Raw genomic sequence first — 19803 nt, forward strand, 5'->3', positions numbered from 1 at the left:
TGTCAGTCCTCCGGCAGAGCCGTGGGGGTCGGCACCAGCGTGCCGCCGATGCTGCGGGAATGGCCGCGAAACTCCGCGATCACGGTGTCTTCGGCGCTGACGCGGACGTCGTAGATGCCGGAGCGCCCGCTGCGCGACACCTCGCTGGCGCGGGCGGTCAGCACATCGCCGAGCTTGCCCGGCCGGATGAAGCTGATACTGCCCTGGGCCGCCACGGTGCGGTCATTGTGGGAGTTGCAGGCGAACGCGAACGCGGAATCGGCCAGCGTGAAGATGAAGCCGCCATGGGCGATGCCGTGGCCGTTGACCATGTGCGGCTGGATGGTCATGCGCAGCGTCGCGCAGCCTGGGCCGATTTCGATGATCTGCATGCCCAGGCCCTGGCTGGCGCGATCGTCCTGCCACATGGCATCGGCGCAAGCGCGGGCGAGCGCGTCGGGGGAGAGCGGGGCCGCGCCACTCACCGGCGAGCCCCCGGCGGCGAACAGGCCAAGATCGGCGCATGAGGATGCGCTGGTGACACCACGGCATTCTCTCCCGTTGATGCTTGTTGGAACAAGCATTCTGAACTAGTTAAGCTCGATATCGTGGCGAATAATCCGCGCGCGTCAAGCGAAAGCGGTGCTTGCGCAGCCCGCGTGCCGCCGCCTCTTTTCCGCAACCAGAAGGACTCCTGCGCGTGCCGGAAGCTGCTGATGTCGCCGTCGTAACCGGTCTCGGTATCGGCCTGGTCTATGGCGTGGTGGGGCTGCTCAGCGGCTTCTGCATGATGAGCAGCCTGCGCGGCTGGTGGGCCGACGGCGACAGCCGCCTGGTGCGAAGTTACGCCCTGGCGATGGGCATCGCCATCATCGCCACACAGCTGCTCGCGGCCAACGGCGCCGTCGATCTCGGCAAGTCGATCTATCTGCAGCCGACCTTCTCGGTGCCGCTGATGTTCGCCGGCGGTGTCCTGTTCGGCTACGGCATGGTGCTCGCCAATGGCTGCGGCTCGCGCGCGCTGGTGCTGCTCGGCCGCGGCAATCTGCGCTCCTTCGTTGTCGTGACGGTGCTGGCGATCGCCGCCGAGATGACCTTGAAGGGCCTGATCGCGCCGCTGCGCATCGCGCTGATACAGGGCTCGCAGACCACGGCGACCGCGACGTCGCTGCCGGCCGTGCTCTCGGTCGGTGGCCTGCATGGTGCAGCGGCGCGGCTGCTGCCGGCGCTCGCGCTCGGCGGCGCGCTGATCGTCTTCGCCTTTGCGCATGCGCCCTTCCGGCGCGCGCCCGGCCAGATGCTCGCGGGCCTCATCGTCGGCCTGCTGATCGCAGCCGGCTGGTTCGCGACCGGCTATCTCGGCGCGGACGATTTCAACCCCGTGCCGGTGGCGTCCCTGACCTTCGTCGCGCCGATCGCCGATGCCCTGCAATACATCATGCTGTCGACCGGCTCGACCGCGAATTTCGGCATCGCCACCGTGGCCGGGGTGCTCGCCGGCAGCCTCGTTACCGCCGTGGCGACGCGCCGCTTCAAGCTCGAGGGCTTTCATTCGCCGCAGCATATGCTGCGCTCGGCGGGCGGCGCCGCGCTGATGGGCATCGGCGGCGTGATGGCGCTGGGCTGCTCGGTCGGGCAGGGGCTCACGGGACTGTCGACCCTGGCGCTGCCCTCGTTCGTCGCCATCGCCGGCATCTTCATCGGCACGGCGGCCGGCCTGCGCGGAGCGTTGCGCGTCAGGCCGCTGAAGATCGAGCCGCAGGCGGCGCGTTGATCACTCCGCCGCGCGCGTGACGATGCGGATCTCCGACGTCAGCGTCCGGTGCACCGGGCATTTGTCGGCGATCTCCATCAGCCTCTTGCGCTGCTCCTCATCGAGCGCGCCGTCGAGGTGGATCTCGCGGTCGAGCTGATCGATCAGCCCGACCTTGGTCTCGCATTCCGCGCAATCTTCCGCATGGATCTTGCTGTGGCGCAGGGTGACCGTGATGCGGTCGAGCGGCAGGGATTTGCGGTCGGCATAGAGCCGCATCGTCATCGAGGTGCAGGCGCCGAGCGCCGCGAGCAGCAGGTCGTAGGGGCCCGGGCCGGTGTCCTGGCCGCCGACGGAGAGCGGCTCGTCAGCGGTGAGATGATGCGGGCCGAGCGCGATGGCCTGCTGCAGCTTGCTCGACCTGGTCTCGCGCACGACCACGTCGCGCGGGCCATCCGCGGGCGCCGGCTCGGCGGCCTCCGGCGCGACGTAGCGGCCGGCCCAGCTCGCGATCACCTCGGCGATGTAGGCGGCGTCCTCCTTCCCGCTGATGAGATGATCGGCGTGATCGAGCGAGATGAAGCTCTTGGGATGCCTGGCGGCGACGAAGATCTTCGTTGCGTTGTCGATACCGACGGTGTCGTCGAGGGGCGAGTGCATCACCAGCAGCGCCTTGTGCAGATGCTTGATCTTGTCGAGCAGGCGCTGCTCGGCGATGTCGTCGAGGAAGGAGCTGCTGATCCGGAACGGGCGCCCCGCGAGCGAGACCTCGGCCGAGCCGTCGCGGCGGATCGCCTCGAGTCGGTCCTTGAACAGCGCCGTCACATGGGCCGGATCCGACGGCGCCGCGATCGTCACCACCGCCTTCGCATCGGGGATGTCGCCGGCCGCGGCCAGCACGGCGGCGCCGCCGAGGCTGTGGCCGATCAGGATGGCCGGCGCCTGCCGCGTTTCACGCAGATGATTGGCGGCGCGGACGAGGTCGGCGACGTTGGAGGAGAACGTCGTGTTGGCGAAGTCGCCTTCGCTGGAGCCGAGGCCGGTGAAGTCGAACCGCAGCACGGCGATGCCATGCGCCGTCAGCGCCATGGCGATGCGCCGCGCGGCGTGGGTGTCCTTGCCGCAGGAGAAGCAATGCGCGAACAGCGCGTAAGCGCGCGGCGCGCCGCCGGGCAGCTCGAGCGCGGCAGAAAGCTTGTCGCCGCTGGCGCCTTCAAACTGGAAACGTTCGGTCGGCATGATGTGGTCCCCATCCGTTGCGTCTTCACGGCCGCGCGCGGCGATGACATCGCATGGTCTCACATCGAGATATAACAGACATCGCCGTACACGCAGATATGATGGGGCATTCTCGCGGCCTGCAAGGCCCGAGCTTTGCGGATCGTCGCCCTCTTGAAGCGAGAGGGCGCAGGGAAGGTCGGGAGCCTGCCGCCCCCATGGCCCGCCTGCGGAAAAAATGCAGGCGGCAGAACCACAGGTTCGGCTGAGGACATCCCGGCCTTCCCTGCGCAATGGTTGGAACGGCTTATACGCGCTCTCTCCGGGGAACGGCTGTCTTGCCCCCGTCATCGCGATGCGCGTCAACCGCACCACGACTTGACGCCAGCACCGCGGCGCCGAGACCACACGATTTCACCGTGCGCACCGGATCGTTCGTCCGCATGGACAACCATGCTGCGACCCGTTGCGCCCACCGCATCCCGCGCTCCACGTCCGTGACGATCGCGATACGCCCCTCTGCAACGAGGCGGGACGGTGGGAGTAAATCACGATTTTCAGAAATTGGCAAGGGGAATGTTTTGGGATGCGAGCTTTGGCAATAGCGGCAATACCGCCCGGGTGCCAAGGCTATCCGCGAGCGGAGTTTTGCGCTCACCTGTCTCCTCATCGTCATGGCCGGGCTTGTCCCGGCCATGACGGAGTAACTAACTAGCCAGCTCGCGCGTTGCGACGTTGGGCTGTTGCCAGCCTAGATCCGCGATCAATCTCACCAGCCCCGCCACGATCACTCGCGCTGAGGCAGCAGCTCGATCACCTGCTCACCGTTCCGGATCGCTGTCGGCAGGTCCTGCGCGACGAGATCGGCAATCCATCGGACCAGCTCGGGAAGAGCTTCGTCCTTCGCCTGCCGGCGGAGTGGGGGCAAGTCGCGCTCGTGCGCTGTGCCCACTTTGATGTTGAGACGCTCATATGGAATGTCGCCGTCCGGCGGCCGATATCGCGCATCGAACAGACGCCGGCCGTGGCTGCGAACGAGGTGGATGCGAATGCCGCCGAGATCTCGTGCGGTCAGCGCGGCCAGGATGACGCTCGGCTTGAGAAGGTACCCATAGCCCTTGGGTATTTTGCCGGTTTCTGAGGTGAACTCCATGTTGTGTCTCTGGCACGTTCGGATATCGCGGTGGCCGCGCTTCGGTGCGGAAGCGATAACATGTAGTCCGTAGGGTGGGCAAAGCGAAGCGTGCCCACCATTCTTTTCTTTTTTGCGGGGCGACGGTGGGCACGACGCTTCGCGTCTTTGCCCACCCTACGGCTCCGTTGGCCTGGCTTGAGCGGAGCCCGATCACTCCGAATAGCGCTGCTCGGCCCAGGGATCACCGCGGTTGTGATAGCCGCGCACCTCCCAATAGCCGGGTTTGTCGGAGTCGAGAAACTCGATCGCCTTCAGCCACTTTGCGCTCTTCCAGAAATACAGATGCGGCACCACGACCCGCACCGGGCCGCCGTGCTCCCTGGTGAGCGGCGCGCCGGACCAGCTGTGCGCGAGCAGCGCATCCTCGGCGGCGAAATCCTCCAGCGTCAGATTGGTCGTGTAGCCGTCGTAGGAATGCAGCACGACGAAATCAGCGCCGTCGCGCGGCCGGCAGGCGGCAAGCAGGTCGCGCGTCGCAAGCCCTTCCCATTGATTGTCGTAACGCGACCAGGTCGTCACGCAGTGAATGTCGGATGTGAACTGGCGCTGCTCCTGGGCGCGGAAGGCAGTCCAGTCCCAGAACAGGGGATTTTCCACCGCGCCGTAGACGTCGAGCCGCCAGCGCTCCGATGTGACCGACGGCGTCAGGCCGAGATCGAGCACCGGCCAGTCGCGGGTCAGGTGCTGGCCCGGCGGCAGGCGCTGGTCGTCGGGCCGCACGATGCGGCCGGTCAGGAACTTGCCTTCGCGCGCCCAGCGCTCCTTGGCTCGGCTCAGCTTGCTCTCGGGCGGCAGCCCGGACTCGTCAGCCATCGGCACCCCTCGTCAGTTCGTCCTGCTCATTCGTGCCGATGCATCGCCGACGCATGCTTGGTGTCACGCATGGTCGCATAGATGAGCAGCGACAGGAAGATCACGCTTGTGAGATAATAATAGAACCAGGTCTCGTGCCCAATGCTCTTGAAGTAGAGCGCGATCGCCGGCGCGGTGCCGCCGAACAGCGAGACGGTGATCGCGTAGGGCAGGCCGACACCGAGCGCACGGACATTGGTCGGAAACAGCTCGGCCTTCACCACCGCGTTGATCGAGGTGTAGCCCGCCGTGAAGATCCAGGCGCCGCAGATCAGCAGGAAGGCCGTGAACGGCTCCTTGGTGCCCTTCAGCACGGTCAGAATCGGAATCGTCGCCAGCGTGCCGGCGACGCCGAAGAAGATCAGCAGCGGCTTGCGGCCGATGCGATCGGAGATCGCCCCATAGAGGGGCTGCAGCACGCAGGCGAACAGCAGCGAGCCGAAGATCACCATCGTGGTCTGGTCCGCTGTCAGGCCGACCGAGAGTTTCACGAAGGTCTGCATGTAGGTGGTGAAGGTGTAGAATGCGGCGGTGCCGCCCGCGGTCAGGCCGACCACCAGCAGGAGCTCCCGCGGATATTTGAACAGCGCGGTGATCGAGCCGGAAGGGCCGACGGTCTTCTTGGCCTCGACGAAGGCCTCGGTCTCGTGCAGGTTCCGCCGCATCACCGCCACGAAGATCGCGAGGCCGGCACCGATTGCGAACGGAATGCGCCAGCCCCAGGCCCGCAATTCGTCCGGGGTCAGGAACACCTTCTGCAACAGCAGGAGCACGATGATCGCGGTGAGCTGGCCGCCGATCAGCGTGACGTATTGGAAGCTCGAATAGAAGCCGCGATGCCTGGCGTCGGCGACCTCGGACAGATAGGTGGCGCTGGCACCATATTCGCCGCCGAGGCTGAGGCCCTCGATGACGCGGGCGAGCGCCAGGATGATCGGCGCGGCGATGCCGATGGTGGCATAGGTCGGCGTCACCGCAATGATCAGCGAGCCGAAGCACATGCAGAGCACCGAGACCGTCAGCGACAGCCGCCGGCCGTGGTGATCGGCGAGATAGCCGAACAGCCAGCCGCCGAGCGGGCGCATCAGGAAGGTCGCGGCGAACACGACAGCGGCGTTGAGCTGCTCGACCACCGGGTCCTTCGATGGAAAGAAGGCCGGCGCGAAATACAATGCGAACGCCGTATAGGCATAGAAATCGTACCATTCGACCAGGTTGCCGGCCGAGCCGATCAGGATCGCCTTGATGCGGCGCTCGACGTCGGCGAGCGACGTGGTCTCGGTGGCAGGCTCGATCGCCTGGTCTGTCATATCCGGTCTCCGGCAAGCGTGATTTGCGGCCCTTCTACGGCAGCCGCAGGGATTGCCAACAGACGATAACGGACATGGGTCCCATGTTCAGCGCATGGAACTCTGCGCCAATCAAAGCAGAACTGCCGGCCCTCATGGTGAGGGGCGCTGCTCCGCCTCGCTGGGAGAACCATCAGGCCAAGGTTCGGGGCCTCGCCCTTCGAGACGCTCGCCTTCGGCGAGCTCCTCAGGGTGAGGGGGAAGGTCATGCCGGGAAGAGCGAACTGTGCAGGCCAGCGAGAATCTCAACCCTCATGGTGAGGAGCCCGCCGAAGGCGGGCGTCTCGAACCATGAGGCCAAGCGCCCGGGCCTCACCCTTCGAGACGCCGCTGCGCGGCTCCTCAGGGTGAGGGGGAGCATTTCACCTCGGCGCGCGCGGATCGATCGGCGTGGAGCTGGCGACTCCCAGCACGTCCTCGAGCAGCTTGGCACCCGCCAGCAAACCGGCGTCGTTGCGCGGCCGCGCGATCACCTGCAACCCCACCGGCAGGCCCGACGCGGTGAAGCCGCATGGCAGCGAAAGCGCCGGGCAGCAGGCGAGCGTGATGGCGTAGACGATGCCGAGCCACTGCACGTAGTTGTCGAACTTCTGTCCGGCGCATTCGGCGACGTAGCGGTTCTCGACCGGGAAGGGCGGCACGATGGTCGCCGGCGCCAGCAGCAGGTCATAGGTCTCGAAGAACTTGACGGCGCGCGCGGTCATCGCCACGCGCTGCGCTTCGGCGCGGGTGATCTGCGCGACGGTGAGCTTCAGCCCTTCCTCGATGTTCCAGATCACTTCGGGCTTGAGCAGGTCGCGCTTGGTGCGCAGCAGCTCCTGCTTGCTCATCGCGAAGTCGAGCGCGCGCAGCACGTGGAAGCATTCATGCGCCTCGCTGAAGTCCGGATGCGCCTCCTCGACGATGACGCCGAGCTCGGAGAAACGCTGCGCCGCCTTGCGGGTGACCGCGATCACTTCGGGGTCGACTGGCGTGATGCCGAGATCGGGCGAATAGGCGACGCGGATCGGCTTCTTGCCGGAGCGGGCCGCGGTGAGGAAGGAGGTCGCGGGCGAGGGCAGCGAGATCGGGTCGGCGGCGTGCTCGCCGCTCATCGCGTCGAGCAGCAGCGCGAGGTCCTCGACATTGCGGGCCATCGGGCCCTGGACGCCGAGATTGCGGTCGATGGCGACGGCCGGCGTATGCGCGACGCGGCCGAAGCTCGGGCGCAGGCCGACGATGCCGCAGAAGCTCGCGGGGTTGCGCAGCGAGCCGCCCATGTCCGAGCCGTGCGCCAGCCACGCCATGCCGGTCGCAAGCGCAACCGCTGCGCCGCCCGACGAGCCGGCGGCCGAGCGCGACGTATCCCAGGGATTGCGCGTCGCACCGAACACCTCGTTGAAGGTGTTGGCGCCGGCGCCGAACTCCGGCGTGTTCGACTTGGCGTAGATCACGCCGCCATTGGCTTCGAGATGCTCGACCAGGAGATCGGAGTGTTCCGGAATCCGGTCCTTGAAGATCGGCGAGCCCTGCGTGGTCAGTACGCCCTGGACGTCGGTGAGATCCTTGATCGGCACGGGCATGCCGGCGAGCAGGCCGCGTTCAGAGGCCTTCTTCTGCATCAGCGCCTTGGCGTGATCGCGCGCGCGATCGAAGCACAGCGTCGGCAGCGCATTCACCTTGCCGTCGACGGCCGTGATGCGCGCTTCCAATGCATCGAGGCAATCGAGCGGGGTGACCTCGCCGGCCTTCAACTTGTCGACGACGGCGCAGGCGGTCTCGCGGATCAATCCTTGGTCGGCCAAAGCTTGGTTCTCCTGATTGGAAGCATCCCGGCGCTGTGTTGTAGACCATGTTTCGCCGGACGTGGAAAGGTCGCCGCGATCAACCCCACCCTGCACTGATGCCGCCATCGACGGTATAGATCACGCCCGACGTATAGCCGGCGCGGTCGGAGGCCAGGAACGCCATCAGGTCGGCGATCTCTCGTGGATGCGCGGGACGCCCGAGCGGCAGGCCTTTCTGGAATTCCGTGTAGCGGCTCTCGTCGCCGAACTGCTGCTTGGCGCGGGTCTTCAGCAAAGTGACGTGGCGGTCGGTGCCGACCGGGCCCGGATTGATGCCGACCACGCGGATATTGTCGGCGAGGCTCTTGGAGCCGAGCGCGCGGGTGAAGGCCATCAGCGCGGCGTTGCCGGCGCTGCCGCAGATGTAGTTGAAGTCGAACTTCTCGCCGGCCGCGCCGATGTCGTTGATGATGACGCCCGCGTCGCGCGCCTTCATGTCAGCATAGACAAGGCGCGTCAGGTTGATGAAGCCGAACACCTTGAGGTCCCAGGCATGCCGCCACGCCGCCTCGTCGATCTTGTCGATGGCGCCGCCCGGAATGTCGCCGGCATTGTTGACGAGGATGTCGATGTCCGCGGCCTCCTGCGCGAGCCGCGTGACATCCTCGGATTTGCGCAGGTCGACGACATGCGCGGCCGCATCGATCTGGTGCTTCGAGCGGAGCTGCTCGGCCAGCGCCGACAGCCGGTCGGCGCTGCGCGCCGCGAGCCGGACGTGGCAGCCTTCCTCGGCAAAGGCCTCGGCCGCCGCGGCGCCGATGCCCTTGGAGGCGCCGGTGATGAGAACGCGCTTGCCGCGCAGGTGAAGGTCCATGAAGGCTTCTCGCTGAATGGAGGAGACCGGATTGTCTTGTGCGATTGTCTTGCGCGTCAGCCATGCGGTCAATCTTGCACCGCAGCGTTGCGCTTCCCGGTCGTTTGGTCCATTCAGGCGATCGACGATTTCAGCCGGGACACGGCGCAACACGCAAGGATCCGCTCGATGAGCAAGAAGCCCTATCGCATCGCAGTCATTCCCGGCGACGGCATCGGCAAGGAGGTCATGCCCGAGGGCATTCGCGTGATCGAGGCGGCCGCCAAGAAGCACGGCGTCGCGGTGCAGTTCGATCATTTCGACTTTTCGAGCTACGACTATTTCGAGAAGCACGGCCAGATGATGCCGGACGATTGGAAGACGCAGATCGGCAGCCATGACGCGATCTATTTCGGTGCCGTCGGCTGGCCGGCCAAGATCGCCGACCACGTCTCGCTGTGGGGCTCGCTGATCAAGTTCCGCCGCGAGTTCGATCAGTACGTCAACCTGCGCCCCGTGCGCTTGATGCCGGGCGTGCCGTGCCCGCTGGCGAACCGCAAGCCGGGCGACATCGATTTCTGGGTGGTGCGCGAGAACACGGAAGGCGAGTATTCGTCGGTCGGCGGCCGCATGTTTCCTGACACCGACCGCGAGTTCGTCACGCAGCAGACGGTGATGACCCGCACCGGCGTCGACCGCATCCTCAAATTCGCTTTCGAGCTGGCGCAGTCACGGCCGAAGAAGCATCTGACCTCGGCGACCAAGTCGAACGGGATCTCGATCACGATGCCGTATTGGGACGAGCGCGTCGAGGCGATGGCGAAGAATTATCCGGGCGTGAAGTGGGACAAGTACCATATCGACATCCTCACCGCGAATTTCGTGCTGCATCCGGACTGGTTCGACGTCGTCGTCGGCTCCAATCTGTTCGGCGACATCCTGTCCGATCTGGGACCTGCCTGCACCGGCACCATCGGCATCGCGCCGTCGGGCAACATCAATCCGGAGCGCAACTTCCCGTCGGTGTTCGAGCCGGTGCACGGCTCGGCGCCTGATATCGCGGGGCAGGGGATCGCCAACCCGATCGGCATGATCTGGTCGGGCGCGATGATGCTGGAGCATCTCGGCGAGAAGCAGGCCGCACAGGCGATCGTCGGCGCCATCGAGCGGACGCTGGCGGAACGGACGTTGCGCACGCGGGATCTGGGCGGGAATGCTGATACCGAGGCGTGCGGCAAGGCCGTTGCGGAGATGGTGGATTAGTTAGGCGCCGCTGATTATTGTCGCCCCGGCGAAGGCCGGGGCCCATAACCACCGGCCGTTGTTATTGAGCAAGGCGTCTGCCACCGTTCGCTACTGATAGATCACGCGGTATGGGTCCCGGCTTTCGCCGGGACGACAGCGGTGGTTGGAGTGATAGCTCGTGCAACAAGCCGCCATTGCGAGGAGCGCAGCGACGAAGCAATCCAGGGCCGTCGCGGGACTCTGGATTGCGTCGCTTCGCGCGCAATGACGGAGAGAGCCGTAGGGTGGGCAAAGGCGCGGCCTGCATCTCCATACGAAGTCGCGGTGGCGCCGTGCCCACCGTCTTGCCGCGGCCGCGCTGATCGACGGTGGGCACGCTGCCGCCTGGCGGCTGCTGCTTTGCCTACCCTATGCGTTCACAACTACGACTTCGCCACGCGGCGGCAGTGCTCCCACGCGGCGTGGATCAGATTCTCGCTCGCTTCCGGCGTGCGGAACGCCGAGTGCGCCGACAGAGTCACGTTGGGGATCGTGGTCAGCACGTGACCGGCGGGCAGCGGCTCGGTATTGAAGACGTCGAGGCCGGCGTGGCGGATGTGGCCGGAGCGGAGGGCGTCGATCATCGCGGTCTCGTCGACGATTGCCGCGCGGGCGGTGTTGACGAAGATCACGCCGGGGCGCATCTGCGCGATGCGCTCGCGCGACAGGAAGCCGCGGGTCTCGTCGTTGAGCAGGAGATGCAGCGAGACGACGTGGCTGTTCTGGAGCAGCGTCTCGAGTTCGACGAACTCCACACCGGGATGGCTCTTCGGTGAGCGGTTCCAGGCGATCACCTTCATGCCGCTGCCCGACGCGATGCGCGCGACTTCCGCGGCGATGCCGCCGAAGCCGATCAGGCCGAGCGTCTTGCCGGTGAGCTGCATGCCGTCGTCACGCAGCCAGTTGCCGGCGCGCATCTCGCGGTCCATCTGTGCGATGCCGCGGGCAGAGGCCCACATCAGCGCGATGGCGGCTTCGGCAACCGCGGTGTCGCCGTAGCCCTTGATCAGATGCACGGTGATGCCGAGCTCGGCGAGCTCCTCCGGGTTCATGTAGCTGCGTGCGCCGGTGCCCAGGAAGACGACGTGCTTGAGCCCCTTGCAGTGCCTCGCGACGTCGGTCGGGAGCGCGGTGTGATCGACCACGCCGATCTCGGCGCCGTCGAGGATCGCCGGCCAGTCCTCCGGCTTGATGTCGGGGTCGAGATGCACGCGCATCCCGGGATCGCCTGGCTGGCGCTGCCGCTCGAAGATCTCGGCAAGCGAGTCGTTGGCGTCGATGAAAACTCCGCGCACGGATACCTCCTGACGAGCCCCGATGAGACAAGATGGGGCAGGGCAACTCAATGTGGTTCAACTTGAAGCATCTCGGGCCTCATGGTTCGAGACGCGCCTTCGGCGCTCCTCACCATGAGGGGAAGCAGCGACATCGAAGACTCTCCCCTCATCCTGAGGAGCCGCGCAGCGGCGTCTCGAAGGATGAGGCCCTAGACAAGCCCGCGAGCGTCAGCCCGTCACGACGCCACGCCGGCCAGCGACAGCACCGTGTGCAGGAGCACATTCGCGCCAGCGGCGCAGTCGGATTGGGTGGCGTCCTCGAGCTCGTTGTGGCTGATGCCGTCCTTGCAGGGGACGAACACCATGGCGGCCGGCATGATGGTGTTGAGGTTGCAGGCGTCGTGGCCGGCGCCGGAGGTGATGCGGCGGTGCGCATAGCCGAGCGTGCCGGCGGCGCGCTCGACGGCATCGACCAGCTTCGGATCAAAATGGGTCGGCGGCTTGCGCCAGACCTGGTCGATTGCGATCTCGACCTTGCGCTTCTTCGCAATCTCGCCCGCGGCCGCGCGCAGGCTGGCATCGAGCGCCTCCAAGGTGTCCGCGTTGGCGCTGCGGCAGTCGATGGTGAAGGCGATCTCGCCGGGGATGACGTTGCGCGAGGGATTGGCGATGACGGCCTCGCCGATGGTGGCGACCGCGTTCGGCCCGAGCCTGATCGCGATCTGCTCCAGGGTCAGCGCGAACTCCGACAGCGCCAGCAGTGCGTCGCGGCGCAGCGGCATCGGGGTCGAGCCGGCGTGGCTCTCGAAGCCCGTGACCTTGCCGTCGTACCAGAACACGCCCTGGCCGTGATCGACCACGCCGATGGTCTTGTTCTCGGCCTCCAGGATCGGGCCCTGCTCGATATGCAGCTCGACGAAGCCGGAGAATTTCTGCGTGCCGACCTTGGCCTCGCCGCGATAGCCGATGCCGTCCAGCGCTTCGCCGACGGTCGTGCCGTCGGCATCCTTGCGCGACAAGATGTCCTCGACGGTGAAATCGCCGACATAGGCGGCGGAGGCCATCATCGCCGGCGCGAAGCGCGAGCCTTCCTCATTGGTCCAGTTGACGATGCACAGCGGCGCGTCGGTCTCGATGCCGGCATCGTTGAGCGTGCGGATCACTTCCAGCGCGCCAAGCGTGCCCAGAATGCCGTCGAACTTGCCGCCGGTCGGCTGGGTGTCGAGATGCGAGCCGAGCCCGATCGGGGCCTTCGACATGTCGCGCCCCTTGCGAAGGGCGAACATCGTGCCGAGCGTGTCGACATGCACCTCGAGCCCGGCGTCCTCGCAGGCCTTGCGGAACCAGTCGCGGACCTGCTTGTCCTCCTGGCTCAGGGTCAGCCGGCGCACGCCGCCCTTCGGCGTGGCGCCGAACCTGGCGGTCTCGTGGATGCTGTCCCAGAGGCGGGCGGAATCGATCTGCAGATTGGTGACGGCGCGGCTCATGCTTGAATTCCCTGTACTCCGGCGTCCTGTCCATCGCGCGCCGCGACGAGCGCGTCAACCGACGCCGAGGGATGGCTGGCCGTCTGCGCGGTCCGGGCTGCGAGCTCCGCCACGCGCTCGATCGCGACCATCTCGGGGGATGACAGCCAGCTCGCGGTGAAGGTCAGCGGCGGAATCCGCAGGTCCGTCTTCAGCTCCTGCAGTCGTCCGCGCTCGATCTCATTGGCCACGATCGCCGCGGGAATGACGGCGACGCCGAGACCCTCGACCGCCATGTGGATCACCGTCGCCAGCGAGGCGCTGGCGTGCAGCCGCATCGGCGGCAGATGCGGGCGGTTGAACAGCGAGCGCACATTGTCATAGGGCTGGGTGTTGCGCGGGAAGGTGATGATCGGAAAGCGTGCCATCTGCTCGGCTGTGACCACGCCCGTGCCGAAGCCGAGGGCAGGGCTGGCGAGGAAGCTGATCGGATAGTCGCACAGCACGCGGCTGCGGATGCCGGACTCGGACGGCGCGCCCAGTGCGAAGGCGAGCTCGATCTCCTGCGCGAGCAGGCGCGCGTGCAGGTTCGGCGTGACGTCGACCTCGATCTCCAGCGACAGGTTCGGATAGCTCTCGTTGACGCTCTTGATCAGCCGCGGCAGCCAGTCGTGCACGATGGTCTCGGCCACGCCGAGCCGGAGCACGCCGCGCATCGCCGAGCGGTCGCCGACCTCGGCCAGCATTTCCGCGCGCAGGCCGATCAGCTTCTCGGCATAGACCAGCATCTGCCGTCCGCTGGCCGTCGGCGATGCCACGCGATGATCGCGGTTGAGCAGCTTGACGCCGAGCTCGCGCTCGAGCTGGGCGATGCGCTGGGAGATGGCCGGCTGGGTGGTGTTCAGGCGCTGCGCCGCGCCGCGGAAGCTGCCGAGCTTCACCACCCAGAGAAAGGTCTCGATGGAACGGAAATCCAACATCGCGCCCCGCTCGGATCAATTTGTTTTATCGATCCTGATTAAAAACGAAGATTAGACTTTATAGCATGGCTGATGTTCAGTGAGTTTGTCGAGATATTAGGCAAGTGGCACAAATGACTGTTTCTGCGGCATTGCAGCAATCAGCGGGCGAGACAGACCTTCTCCCGAGCCATCAGGCCCGCCTGGACTATCGCACCGGCAAGGGCTGGAGCACCGCCGGCGTCGCCAATGGCTTCGTGCAGGGCAATCTGGCGATCCTGCCCGAGCAGTACGCCGGCGCCTTCCACCGGTTCTGCCAGCTCAATCCGAAGCCGTGCCCGATCATCGGCATGTCCGATCCGGGCAATCCTCATATTCCGGCACTCGGCGCCGATCTCGACATCCGCACCGACGTGCCGCGCTACCGCGTCTGGCGCGAGGGCGAGATGGTGGAGGAGCCGACCGACCTGATGTCGCATTGGCGCGACGACCTCGTCACCTTCGTGCTGGGCTGCTCGTTCTCCTTCGAGGAAGCGCTGATGGCCGACGACCTGCCGATCCGCCATATCGAGCAGGGCTGTCGCGTGCCGATGTATCGCACCAACATTGCCTGCACGCCGTCCGGGCCGTTTGCGGGACCGATGGTGGTGTCGATGCGTCCGTTCAAGCCGGCGCAGGCGATCCGCGCCGTGCAGATCACGACGCGCTTTCCGGCCGTGCACGGCGCGCCGGTGCATCTCGGTCTTCCCGAACAGATCGGCATCGCCGATATCAACAAGCCGGACTACGGCGATCCGGTGCCGGTCGGCTCAGACGAAATTCCCGTTTTCTGGGCCTGCGGGGTGACGCCGCAGGCGGTCATCGCCGCGGCCAAGCTGTCCTTCGCCATCACCCACGCGCCGGGGCTGATGCTGATCACCGATCTCAGGAACAAGGATCTCGCCGTCCTCTAATCAGGCAGCCTTTAATCAGGCAGTCTTGCTGCTTATTGAGCCTTTACCACCGATCTCAACCGCTTCATCGATGCGCTTTCATCAGAGGATCTTGCCATGACCATCACGCGCCGAAACGTCCTGCTTGGAGCCACCGCTGCCGCCGCGCTCGGCCCGATCGCCGCCCGCGCCCAGACCTTGGAAGTGAAGATCGGCGTCATCTATCCGTTCTCCGGCGCCAGTGCGCAGATCGGCGTCGACGCGCAGCGCGCGTTCGAGACGGCGGCCGAGATCATCAACGGCAAGTATGATTACGACCTGCCGCTCGCGCGCACCGAAGGGCTGCCAGGCCTCGGTGGCGCCAAGATCAAGCTGGTGTTCGCCGACCACCAGGCCGACCCGCAGAAGGGCCGCGCCGAGGCCGAGCGCCTGATCACCCAGGAGAAGGTCGCCGCCGTCATCGGCTCGTATCAGAGCGCCGTCGCGGTGACCGCGAGCCAGATCTGCGAGCGCTACCAGATCCCGTATCTCTCCGCCGACAACTCCTCGCCGAGCCTGCATCGCCGCGGCCTGAAGTATTATTTCCGCGCCGCGCCGCATGACGAGATGTTCTCGCAGGCGATGTTCGATTTCTTCGACATGATGAAGAAGAAGGGCACCAAGATCGACACGCTCGCGCTGTTCCACGAGGACACCATCTTCGGCACCGATTCGAGCAACGCCCAGCTCAAGCTCGCCCAGGAGCGCGGCTACAAGGTCGTCGCGGACATCAAGTACCGCGCCAACTCGCCGTCGCTGTCGGCCGAGGTGCAGCAGCTGAAGGCCGCCAACGCCGACGTGCTGATGCCGTCGAGCTACACCACCGACGGCATCCTGCTGGTCAAGACCATGGCCGAGCTCGGCTACAAGCCAAATGCGATCGTCGCGCAGGACGCCGGCTTCTCCGAGAAGGCGCTGTATGACGCGGTCGGCGACAAGCTCGAAGGCGTGATCTCGCGCGGCTCGTTCTCGCTCGACCTCGCCGCCAAGCGGCCGATGGTCGGCAAGATCAACGACATGTTCAAGGCGAAGTCGGGCAAGGACTTCAACGACTACTCGTCGCGCCAGTTCATGGGCCTGATCGTGATGGCGGATGCCATCAACCGCGCCAAGTCGACCGACGGCGAGAAGATCCGCGACGCGCTCGCCGCCACCGACATGCCGGGCGAGGCGACCATCATGCCGTGGAAGCGGGTGAAGTTCGACGAGAACGGCCAGAACAACGACGCCGATCCGGTGCTGCTGCAATATGTCGGCGGAAAGTTCGTCACGATCTTCCCGACACAGGCCGCGGTCGCCGAAGCCAGCTGGCCGATGAAGTAATCAACTCGGATGTCGTCCCGGGCAAGCCGCGATGCGCGCCAGCGCGTGGCGGCGCCGACCTGGGACCCATACGCCGAGGCCGTGGTTGGACGATGATCGGCTGTCGTCGTGCCCCACACAAACAGTGGTGGTTATGGGTCCTGGCGTTCGCCAGGACGACACCCCGAGTCACATCGAGAGTGGGGCAAGATCTGTGACAGCAGAAACAATCATCCAAAGTCTCGCCAGCGGCCTGCTCATGGGCCTGCTCTATGGCCTGATCGCCGTGGGCTTGGCGCTCATCTTCGGCCTGATGGACGTCGTGAACTTCGCCCATGGCGAGTTCCTGATGATCGCGATGTATGCGACCTTCTTCCTGTTCGCCTATTTCGCGCTCGATCCGCTGCTGGCGGCGCCGATCGTCGCGGCCGGATTGTTCGTCTTCGGCGCGGTGGTCTATCTGCTGATCGTGAGATTTGCCGTGCGGGCCAAGGCCAACACCGGCATGGTGCAGATCTTCTCCACCTTCGGTCTCGCCGTCCTGATGCGCGGCGTCGCGCAGTATTTCTTCACCCCGGACTATCGCAGCATTCCGCACTCATGGCTGGGCGGCAAGACGATCTCGATCGCCGGCATCTACCTTCCGCAGCCGCAGCTGGTCGGTGCTCTCATTGCGATCGCGGCCTTTGCCGGCCTGTACTTCTTCATCCACCGCACCGATTTCGGCCGCGCGCTTGAGGCGACCCGGGAGGATGCCGGCGCGGTGGCGCTGGTCGGCATCGACAAGAACAAGGTGTTCGCGCTCGGCTGGGGCCTTGGCGCGGCGCTGGTCGGACTCGCGGGTGCGGTCATGTCGATCTTCTTCTATGTCTTCCCCGACGTCGGCGCGTCGTTCGCGACCATCGCCTATGTGACGGTGGCGCTCGGCGGCTTCGGCAGCGTGTTCGGCGCGTTCGCCGGCGGCATCGTGGTCGGTCTGGTCGAGGCCATGACCACCTTGATCCTGCCGCCGTCGCTGAAGACCGTCGGCATCTACGGCGTCTATCTCCTCGTCGTCTTCATTCGCCCGCGCGGCCTGTTCGGATCGATCTGATGGACAAGGCATTCATCCAACGTCGCCGGCGCGATCTCGTCCTCGCCGCGTTCCTTGCGGCGATCGCCGCAGCCGTGCCGTTCTTCGTCAAGGACGTCTACGTCCAGAACATCATGGTGCTGACCCTGATGTATGCGGCGCTGTCGCAGAGCTGGAACATCCTGTCCGGCTATTGCGGCCAGATCTCGCTCGGGCATGCGCTGTATTTCGGGCTCGGCGCTTACACGACCGCGATCCTGTTCACCAAGTTCGGCGTGCTGCCCTGGTTCGGCATGCTCGCCGGCGGTCTGATCTCCGCCGTCATCGCGATGGCGCTCGGCTATCCCTGCTTCCGGCTCGGCGGCCATTACTTCGTCATCGCCACCATCGTCATCGCCGAGATCACGCTGCTCTTGTTCCAGAACTGGGATTTTGCAGGGGCCGCGCTCGGCATCGACATTCCCGTGCGGCGCGACTCCTGGCTGACGTTCCAGTTCACCCGCTCCAAGCTGCCGTACTTCTACTTCGCGCTCGCGCTGGCCTGCGTCGCCTGGTTCGTCACCTGGTGGCTGGAGGATTCCAAATGGGGCTACTGGTGGCGCGCGGTGAAGGACAATCCTGTCGCAGCCGAAAGCCTCGGCGTCGACGTCTTCAACTCCAAGATGGGCGCCGCGGCCGTCTCCGCCTTCCTGGTCGCGATCGGCGGCAGCTTCTACGCGCAGTTCGTCTCCTACATCGACCCTGAGAGCGTGATGGGCTTCCAGTTCTCGCTTCTGATGGCGCTGCCCGCCGTGCTCGGCGGCATCGGCACCCTCTGGGGCCCGATGCTCGGCGCCGTCATCCTGATCCCGCTGACCGAGCTGACGCGCTCCTATATCGGCGGCTCCGGCCGCGGTGTCGACCTGATCGTCTATGGCGGCCTGATCATCGCGATCTCGCTCGCCCGGCCGCAAGGACTCGTCAGCCTGTTCTCCCGCAAGCCGAAGCCGGCTGCCCAGCCGGTCAGAGAGGCGGTGGCGTCATGACCGCGCTGTTGGAAACCCGCAACATCACCCAGCGCTTCTCCGGCCTGACGGCGAACTCCGACGTTTCGATCTCGGTCGGGCGCGGCGAGATCGTCGGCCTGATCGGGCCGAACGGCGCCGGCAAGTCGACCCTGTTCAACCTGATCGCCGGCGCGTTCAAGCCGACCGAAGGCCAGATCCTGTTCGACGGCGAGGACGTCACGGCGCTGCCGGCCGCCGAGCGCTGCCAGCGCGGCATCGGCCGCACCTTCCAGGTGGTGAAGAGTTTTGAGAGCATGACGGTGATCGAGAACGTCATCGTCGGCTCCCTGGTGCGCACTACCAATATGCGCGACGCCCGCCGCAAGGCGCATGAGGTGCTGGCGTTCTGCGGGCTCGATGCGCGCGCCGACGTGCTCGCCAGCGACCTCGTGCCCTCGGAGAAGCGGCGGTTGGAGGTGGCGCGCGCGCTCGCGACCGAGCCGAAGCTGCTGCTACTGGACGAGGTGCTGACCGGCCTGACGCCGGTCGAATCCCAGAAGGGCGTCGAGCTCGTGCGCCGCGTGCGCGACACCGGCATCACCGTGCTGATGGTCGAGCATGTCATGGAGATCGTGATGCCGCTGGTCGACCGCGCCATCGTGCTCGACCTCGGCAAGGTGCTGATCGAAGGCAAGCCCAAGGACGTCGTCCGCGATCCCAAAGTCATTTCCGCCTATCTTGGAGACCGCCATGCTGTCGGTGCGTGACGTCACCACCGCCTATCAGGGCCTGGTTGCGATCTCGAATGTCTCGATCGACGTCGAGAAGGGCGAGATCGTCTGCGTCGCCGGCGCCAATGGCGCGGGCAAGTCGACCTTGTTGAAATCCATCGCCGGCGCCGAGCGGCCGCGCGCGGGAAGCGTGACCTTCGACGGCAACCGCATCGACGGCATGGCGCAGCATCTGATCACGGCACGCGGCATCGCCTATGTGCCGGAGAACCGCCGGCTGTTCCCGCGGCTCTCGGTGCGCGACAATCTTCGGCTGGGCAGCTATCTCTATCGCAGCGAAGCCAACCGCGAGGAGCCGCTCGACTTCGTGTTCACACTGTTTCCGCGGCTCTCCGAGCGGCTCGAGCAGCGCGCCGAGACCCTGTCCGGCGGCGAGCAGCAGATGCTGGCGATCGGCCGCGCGCTGATGACCCGGCCGCGGCTCCTGATGCTCGACGAGCCGTCGCAGGGCATCATGCCGAAGCTGGTCGACGAGATCTTCCAGGCCGTCAAGCGCATCCGCGACGCCGGCATGACGGTGCTCATCGTCGAGCAGCGCATGGCGGAATGCCTGGAGATCGCAGATCGGGCCTACATCCTGCAGACGGGTCGCGTGCTGATGCAGGGGACATCAGCGGAGATCAGCGGCAACAAGGATGTGCGGAAGGCGTATCTGGGGTTGTGAGGCAATGACCTCGTAGGGTGGGCAAAGCGCCGCCGTCAGGCGGCGCGTGCCCACCAGCGGTGCCGA

The 19803-nt window shown here is 66.0% G+C and carries 18 protein-coding genes; 8 read left to right on the forward strand and 10 right to left on the reverse strand.

What is annotated here, in order from left to right; genetic code table 11:
- Nucleotides 1–2: 2 nt before the first annotated feature.
- Complete coding sequence (paaI, locus tag ACQR1H_RS01150) at nt 3–464, reverse strand: hydroxyphenylacetyl-CoA thioesterase PaaI (protein ID WP_316239506.1); 462 nt, start codon at nt 462–464, stop codon at nt 3–5.
- 215 nt (nt 465–679) lie between these two features.
- On the opposite strand from paaI, the gene ACQR1H_RS01155 reads away from it, so the two are divergent.
- Entirely contained in the window at nt 680–1753 is a 1074-nt protein-coding gene (locus ACQR1H_RS01155; protein WP_434906997.1) for a YeeE/YedE family protein, read from the forward strand.
- Here ACQR1H_RS01155 and ACQR1H_RS01160 read toward each other — a convergent pair whose 3' ends face one another.
- The 6 genes from ACQR1H_RS01160 to ACQR1H_RS01185 all read right to left on the reverse strand — a co-directional run bounded on the left by ACQR1H_RS01160 (nt 1754) and on the right by ACQR1H_RS01185 (nt 8986).
- A complete protein-coding gene (locus tag ACQR1H_RS01160) occupies nt 1754–2971 on the reverse strand; it encodes a bifunctional alpha/beta hydrolase/OsmC family protein (RefSeq protein ID WP_434906998.1) in 1218 nt (405 codons plus the stop codon).
- A gap of 766 nt (nt 2972–3737) precedes the next feature.
- Nucleotides 3738–4103 carry a hypothetical protein gene (locus ACQR1H_RS01165; protein WP_315801345.1) on the reverse strand — a complete coding sequence of 122 codons (366 nt, stop codon included), beginning with the start codon at nt 4101–4103 and terminating at the stop codon, nt 3738–3740.
- Between the two features lie 192 nt (nt 4104–4295).
- Nucleotides 4296–4958: a sulfite oxidase-like oxidoreductase gene (locus ACQR1H_RS01170; protein ID WP_316239509.1), complete on the reverse strand. Its 663-nt coding sequence runs from the start codon at nt 4956–4958 to the stop codon at nt 4296–4298.
- Nucleotides 4959–4984: 26 nt separating this feature from the next.
- Nucleotides 4985–6307, reverse strand: a complete 1323-nt coding sequence (locus ACQR1H_RS01175; protein WP_315801343.1) for an MFS transporter — start codon at nt 6305–6307, stop codon at nt 4985–4987.
- A 401-nt stretch (nt 6308–6708) separates the two neighbouring features.
- Complete coding sequence (locus ACQR1H_RS01180) at nt 6709–8130, reverse strand: amidase (protein WP_316239510.1); 1422 nt, start codon at nt 8128–8130, stop codon at nt 6709–6711.
- Between the two features lie 79 nt (nt 8131–8209).
- Complete coding sequence (locus tag ACQR1H_RS01185) at nt 8210–8986, reverse strand: SDR family oxidoreductase (RefSeq protein ID WP_434906999.1); 777 nt, start codon at nt 8984–8986, stop codon at nt 8210–8212.
- 168 nt (nt 8987–9154) lie between these two features.
- On the opposite strand from ACQR1H_RS01185, the gene ACQR1H_RS01190 reads away from it, so the two are divergent.
- The gene (locus ACQR1H_RS01190; protein WP_316239512.1) at nt 9155–10228 is read left to right on the forward strand and encodes a tartrate dehydrogenase; all 1074 of its coding nucleotides are present in this window, start codon (nt 9155–9157) and stop codon (nt 10226–10228) included.
- Nucleotides 10229–10632: 404 nt separating this feature from the next.
- On the opposite strand, the gene ACQR1H_RS01195 is transcribed toward ACQR1H_RS01190, so the two are convergent.
- From ACQR1H_RS01195 to ACQR1H_RS01205, 3 genes are all read right to left on the reverse strand, one after another.
- The gene (locus tag ACQR1H_RS01195) at nt 10633–11544 is read right to left on the reverse strand and encodes an NAD(P)-dependent oxidoreductase (protein ID WP_316239513.1); all 912 of its coding nucleotides are present in this window, start codon (nt 11542–11544) and stop codon (nt 10633–10635) included.
- Nucleotides 11545–11762: 218 nt separating this feature from the next.
- Entirely contained in the window at nt 11763–13013 is a 1251-nt protein-coding gene (locus ACQR1H_RS01200) for a Zn-dependent hydrolase (protein WP_316239514.1), read from the reverse strand.
- On the reverse strand, nt 13010–13972 hold the full coding sequence (locus tag ACQR1H_RS01205; protein ID WP_316239515.1) for a LysR family transcriptional regulator: 963 nt from the start codon (nt 13970–13972) through the stop codon (nt 13010–13012). The genes ACQR1H_RS01200 and ACQR1H_RS01205 overlap by 4 nt, the downstream gene beginning before the upstream one ends.
- Nucleotides 13973–14085: 113 nt before the next feature.
- On the opposite strand from ACQR1H_RS01205, the gene ACQR1H_RS01210 reads away from it, so the two are divergent.
- The 6 genes from ACQR1H_RS01210 to ACQR1H_RS01235 all read left to right on the forward strand — a co-directional run bounded on the left by ACQR1H_RS01210 (nt 14086) and on the right by ACQR1H_RS01235 (nt 19737).
- Nucleotides 14086–14904, forward strand: coding sequence for a putative hydro-lyase (locus ACQR1H_RS01210; protein WP_316239516.1), 819 nt, complete (start codon nt 14086–14088; stop codon nt 14902–14904).
- Nucleotides 14905–15000: 96 nt separating this feature from the next.
- The gene (locus tag ACQR1H_RS01215; RefSeq protein WP_434907000.1) at nt 15001–16245 is read left to right on the forward strand and encodes an ABC transporter substrate-binding protein; all 1245 of its coding nucleotides are present in this window, start codon (nt 15001–15003) and stop codon (nt 16243–16245) included.
- 193 nt (nt 16246–16438) lie between these two features.
- Complete coding sequence (locus ACQR1H_RS01220) at nt 16439–17317, forward strand: branched-chain amino acid ABC transporter permease (protein WP_434907001.1); 879 nt, start codon at nt 16439–16441, stop codon at nt 17315–17317.
- Nucleotides 17317–18321: a branched-chain amino acid ABC transporter permease gene (locus tag ACQR1H_RS01225; RefSeq protein WP_434898364.1), complete on the forward strand. Its 1005-nt coding sequence runs from the start codon at nt 17317–17319 to the stop codon at nt 18319–18321. The genes ACQR1H_RS01220 and ACQR1H_RS01225 overlap by 1 nt, the downstream gene beginning before the upstream one ends.
- Nucleotides 18318–19049 (forward strand): ABC transporter ATP-binding protein, encoded by a 732-nt coding sequence (locus ACQR1H_RS01230; RefSeq protein ID WP_434898365.1) that lies wholly within the window; start codon nt 18318–18320, stop codon nt 19047–19049. The genes ACQR1H_RS01225 and ACQR1H_RS01230 overlap by 4 nt, the downstream gene beginning before the upstream one ends.
- Complete coding sequence (locus ACQR1H_RS01235) at nt 19033–19737, forward strand: ABC transporter ATP-binding protein (RefSeq protein WP_316239519.1); 705 nt, start codon at nt 19033–19035, stop codon at nt 19735–19737. The genes ACQR1H_RS01230 and ACQR1H_RS01235 overlap by 17 nt, the downstream gene beginning before the upstream one ends.
- Nucleotides 19738–19803 lie beyond the last annotated feature (66 nt).

Origin of the sequence: Bradyrhizobium sp. HKCCYLRH2015 (assembly GCF_051168215.1) — a bacterium.
GTDB lineage: Bacteria > Pseudomonadota > Alphaproteobacteria > Rhizobiales > Xanthobacteraceae > Bradyrhizobium.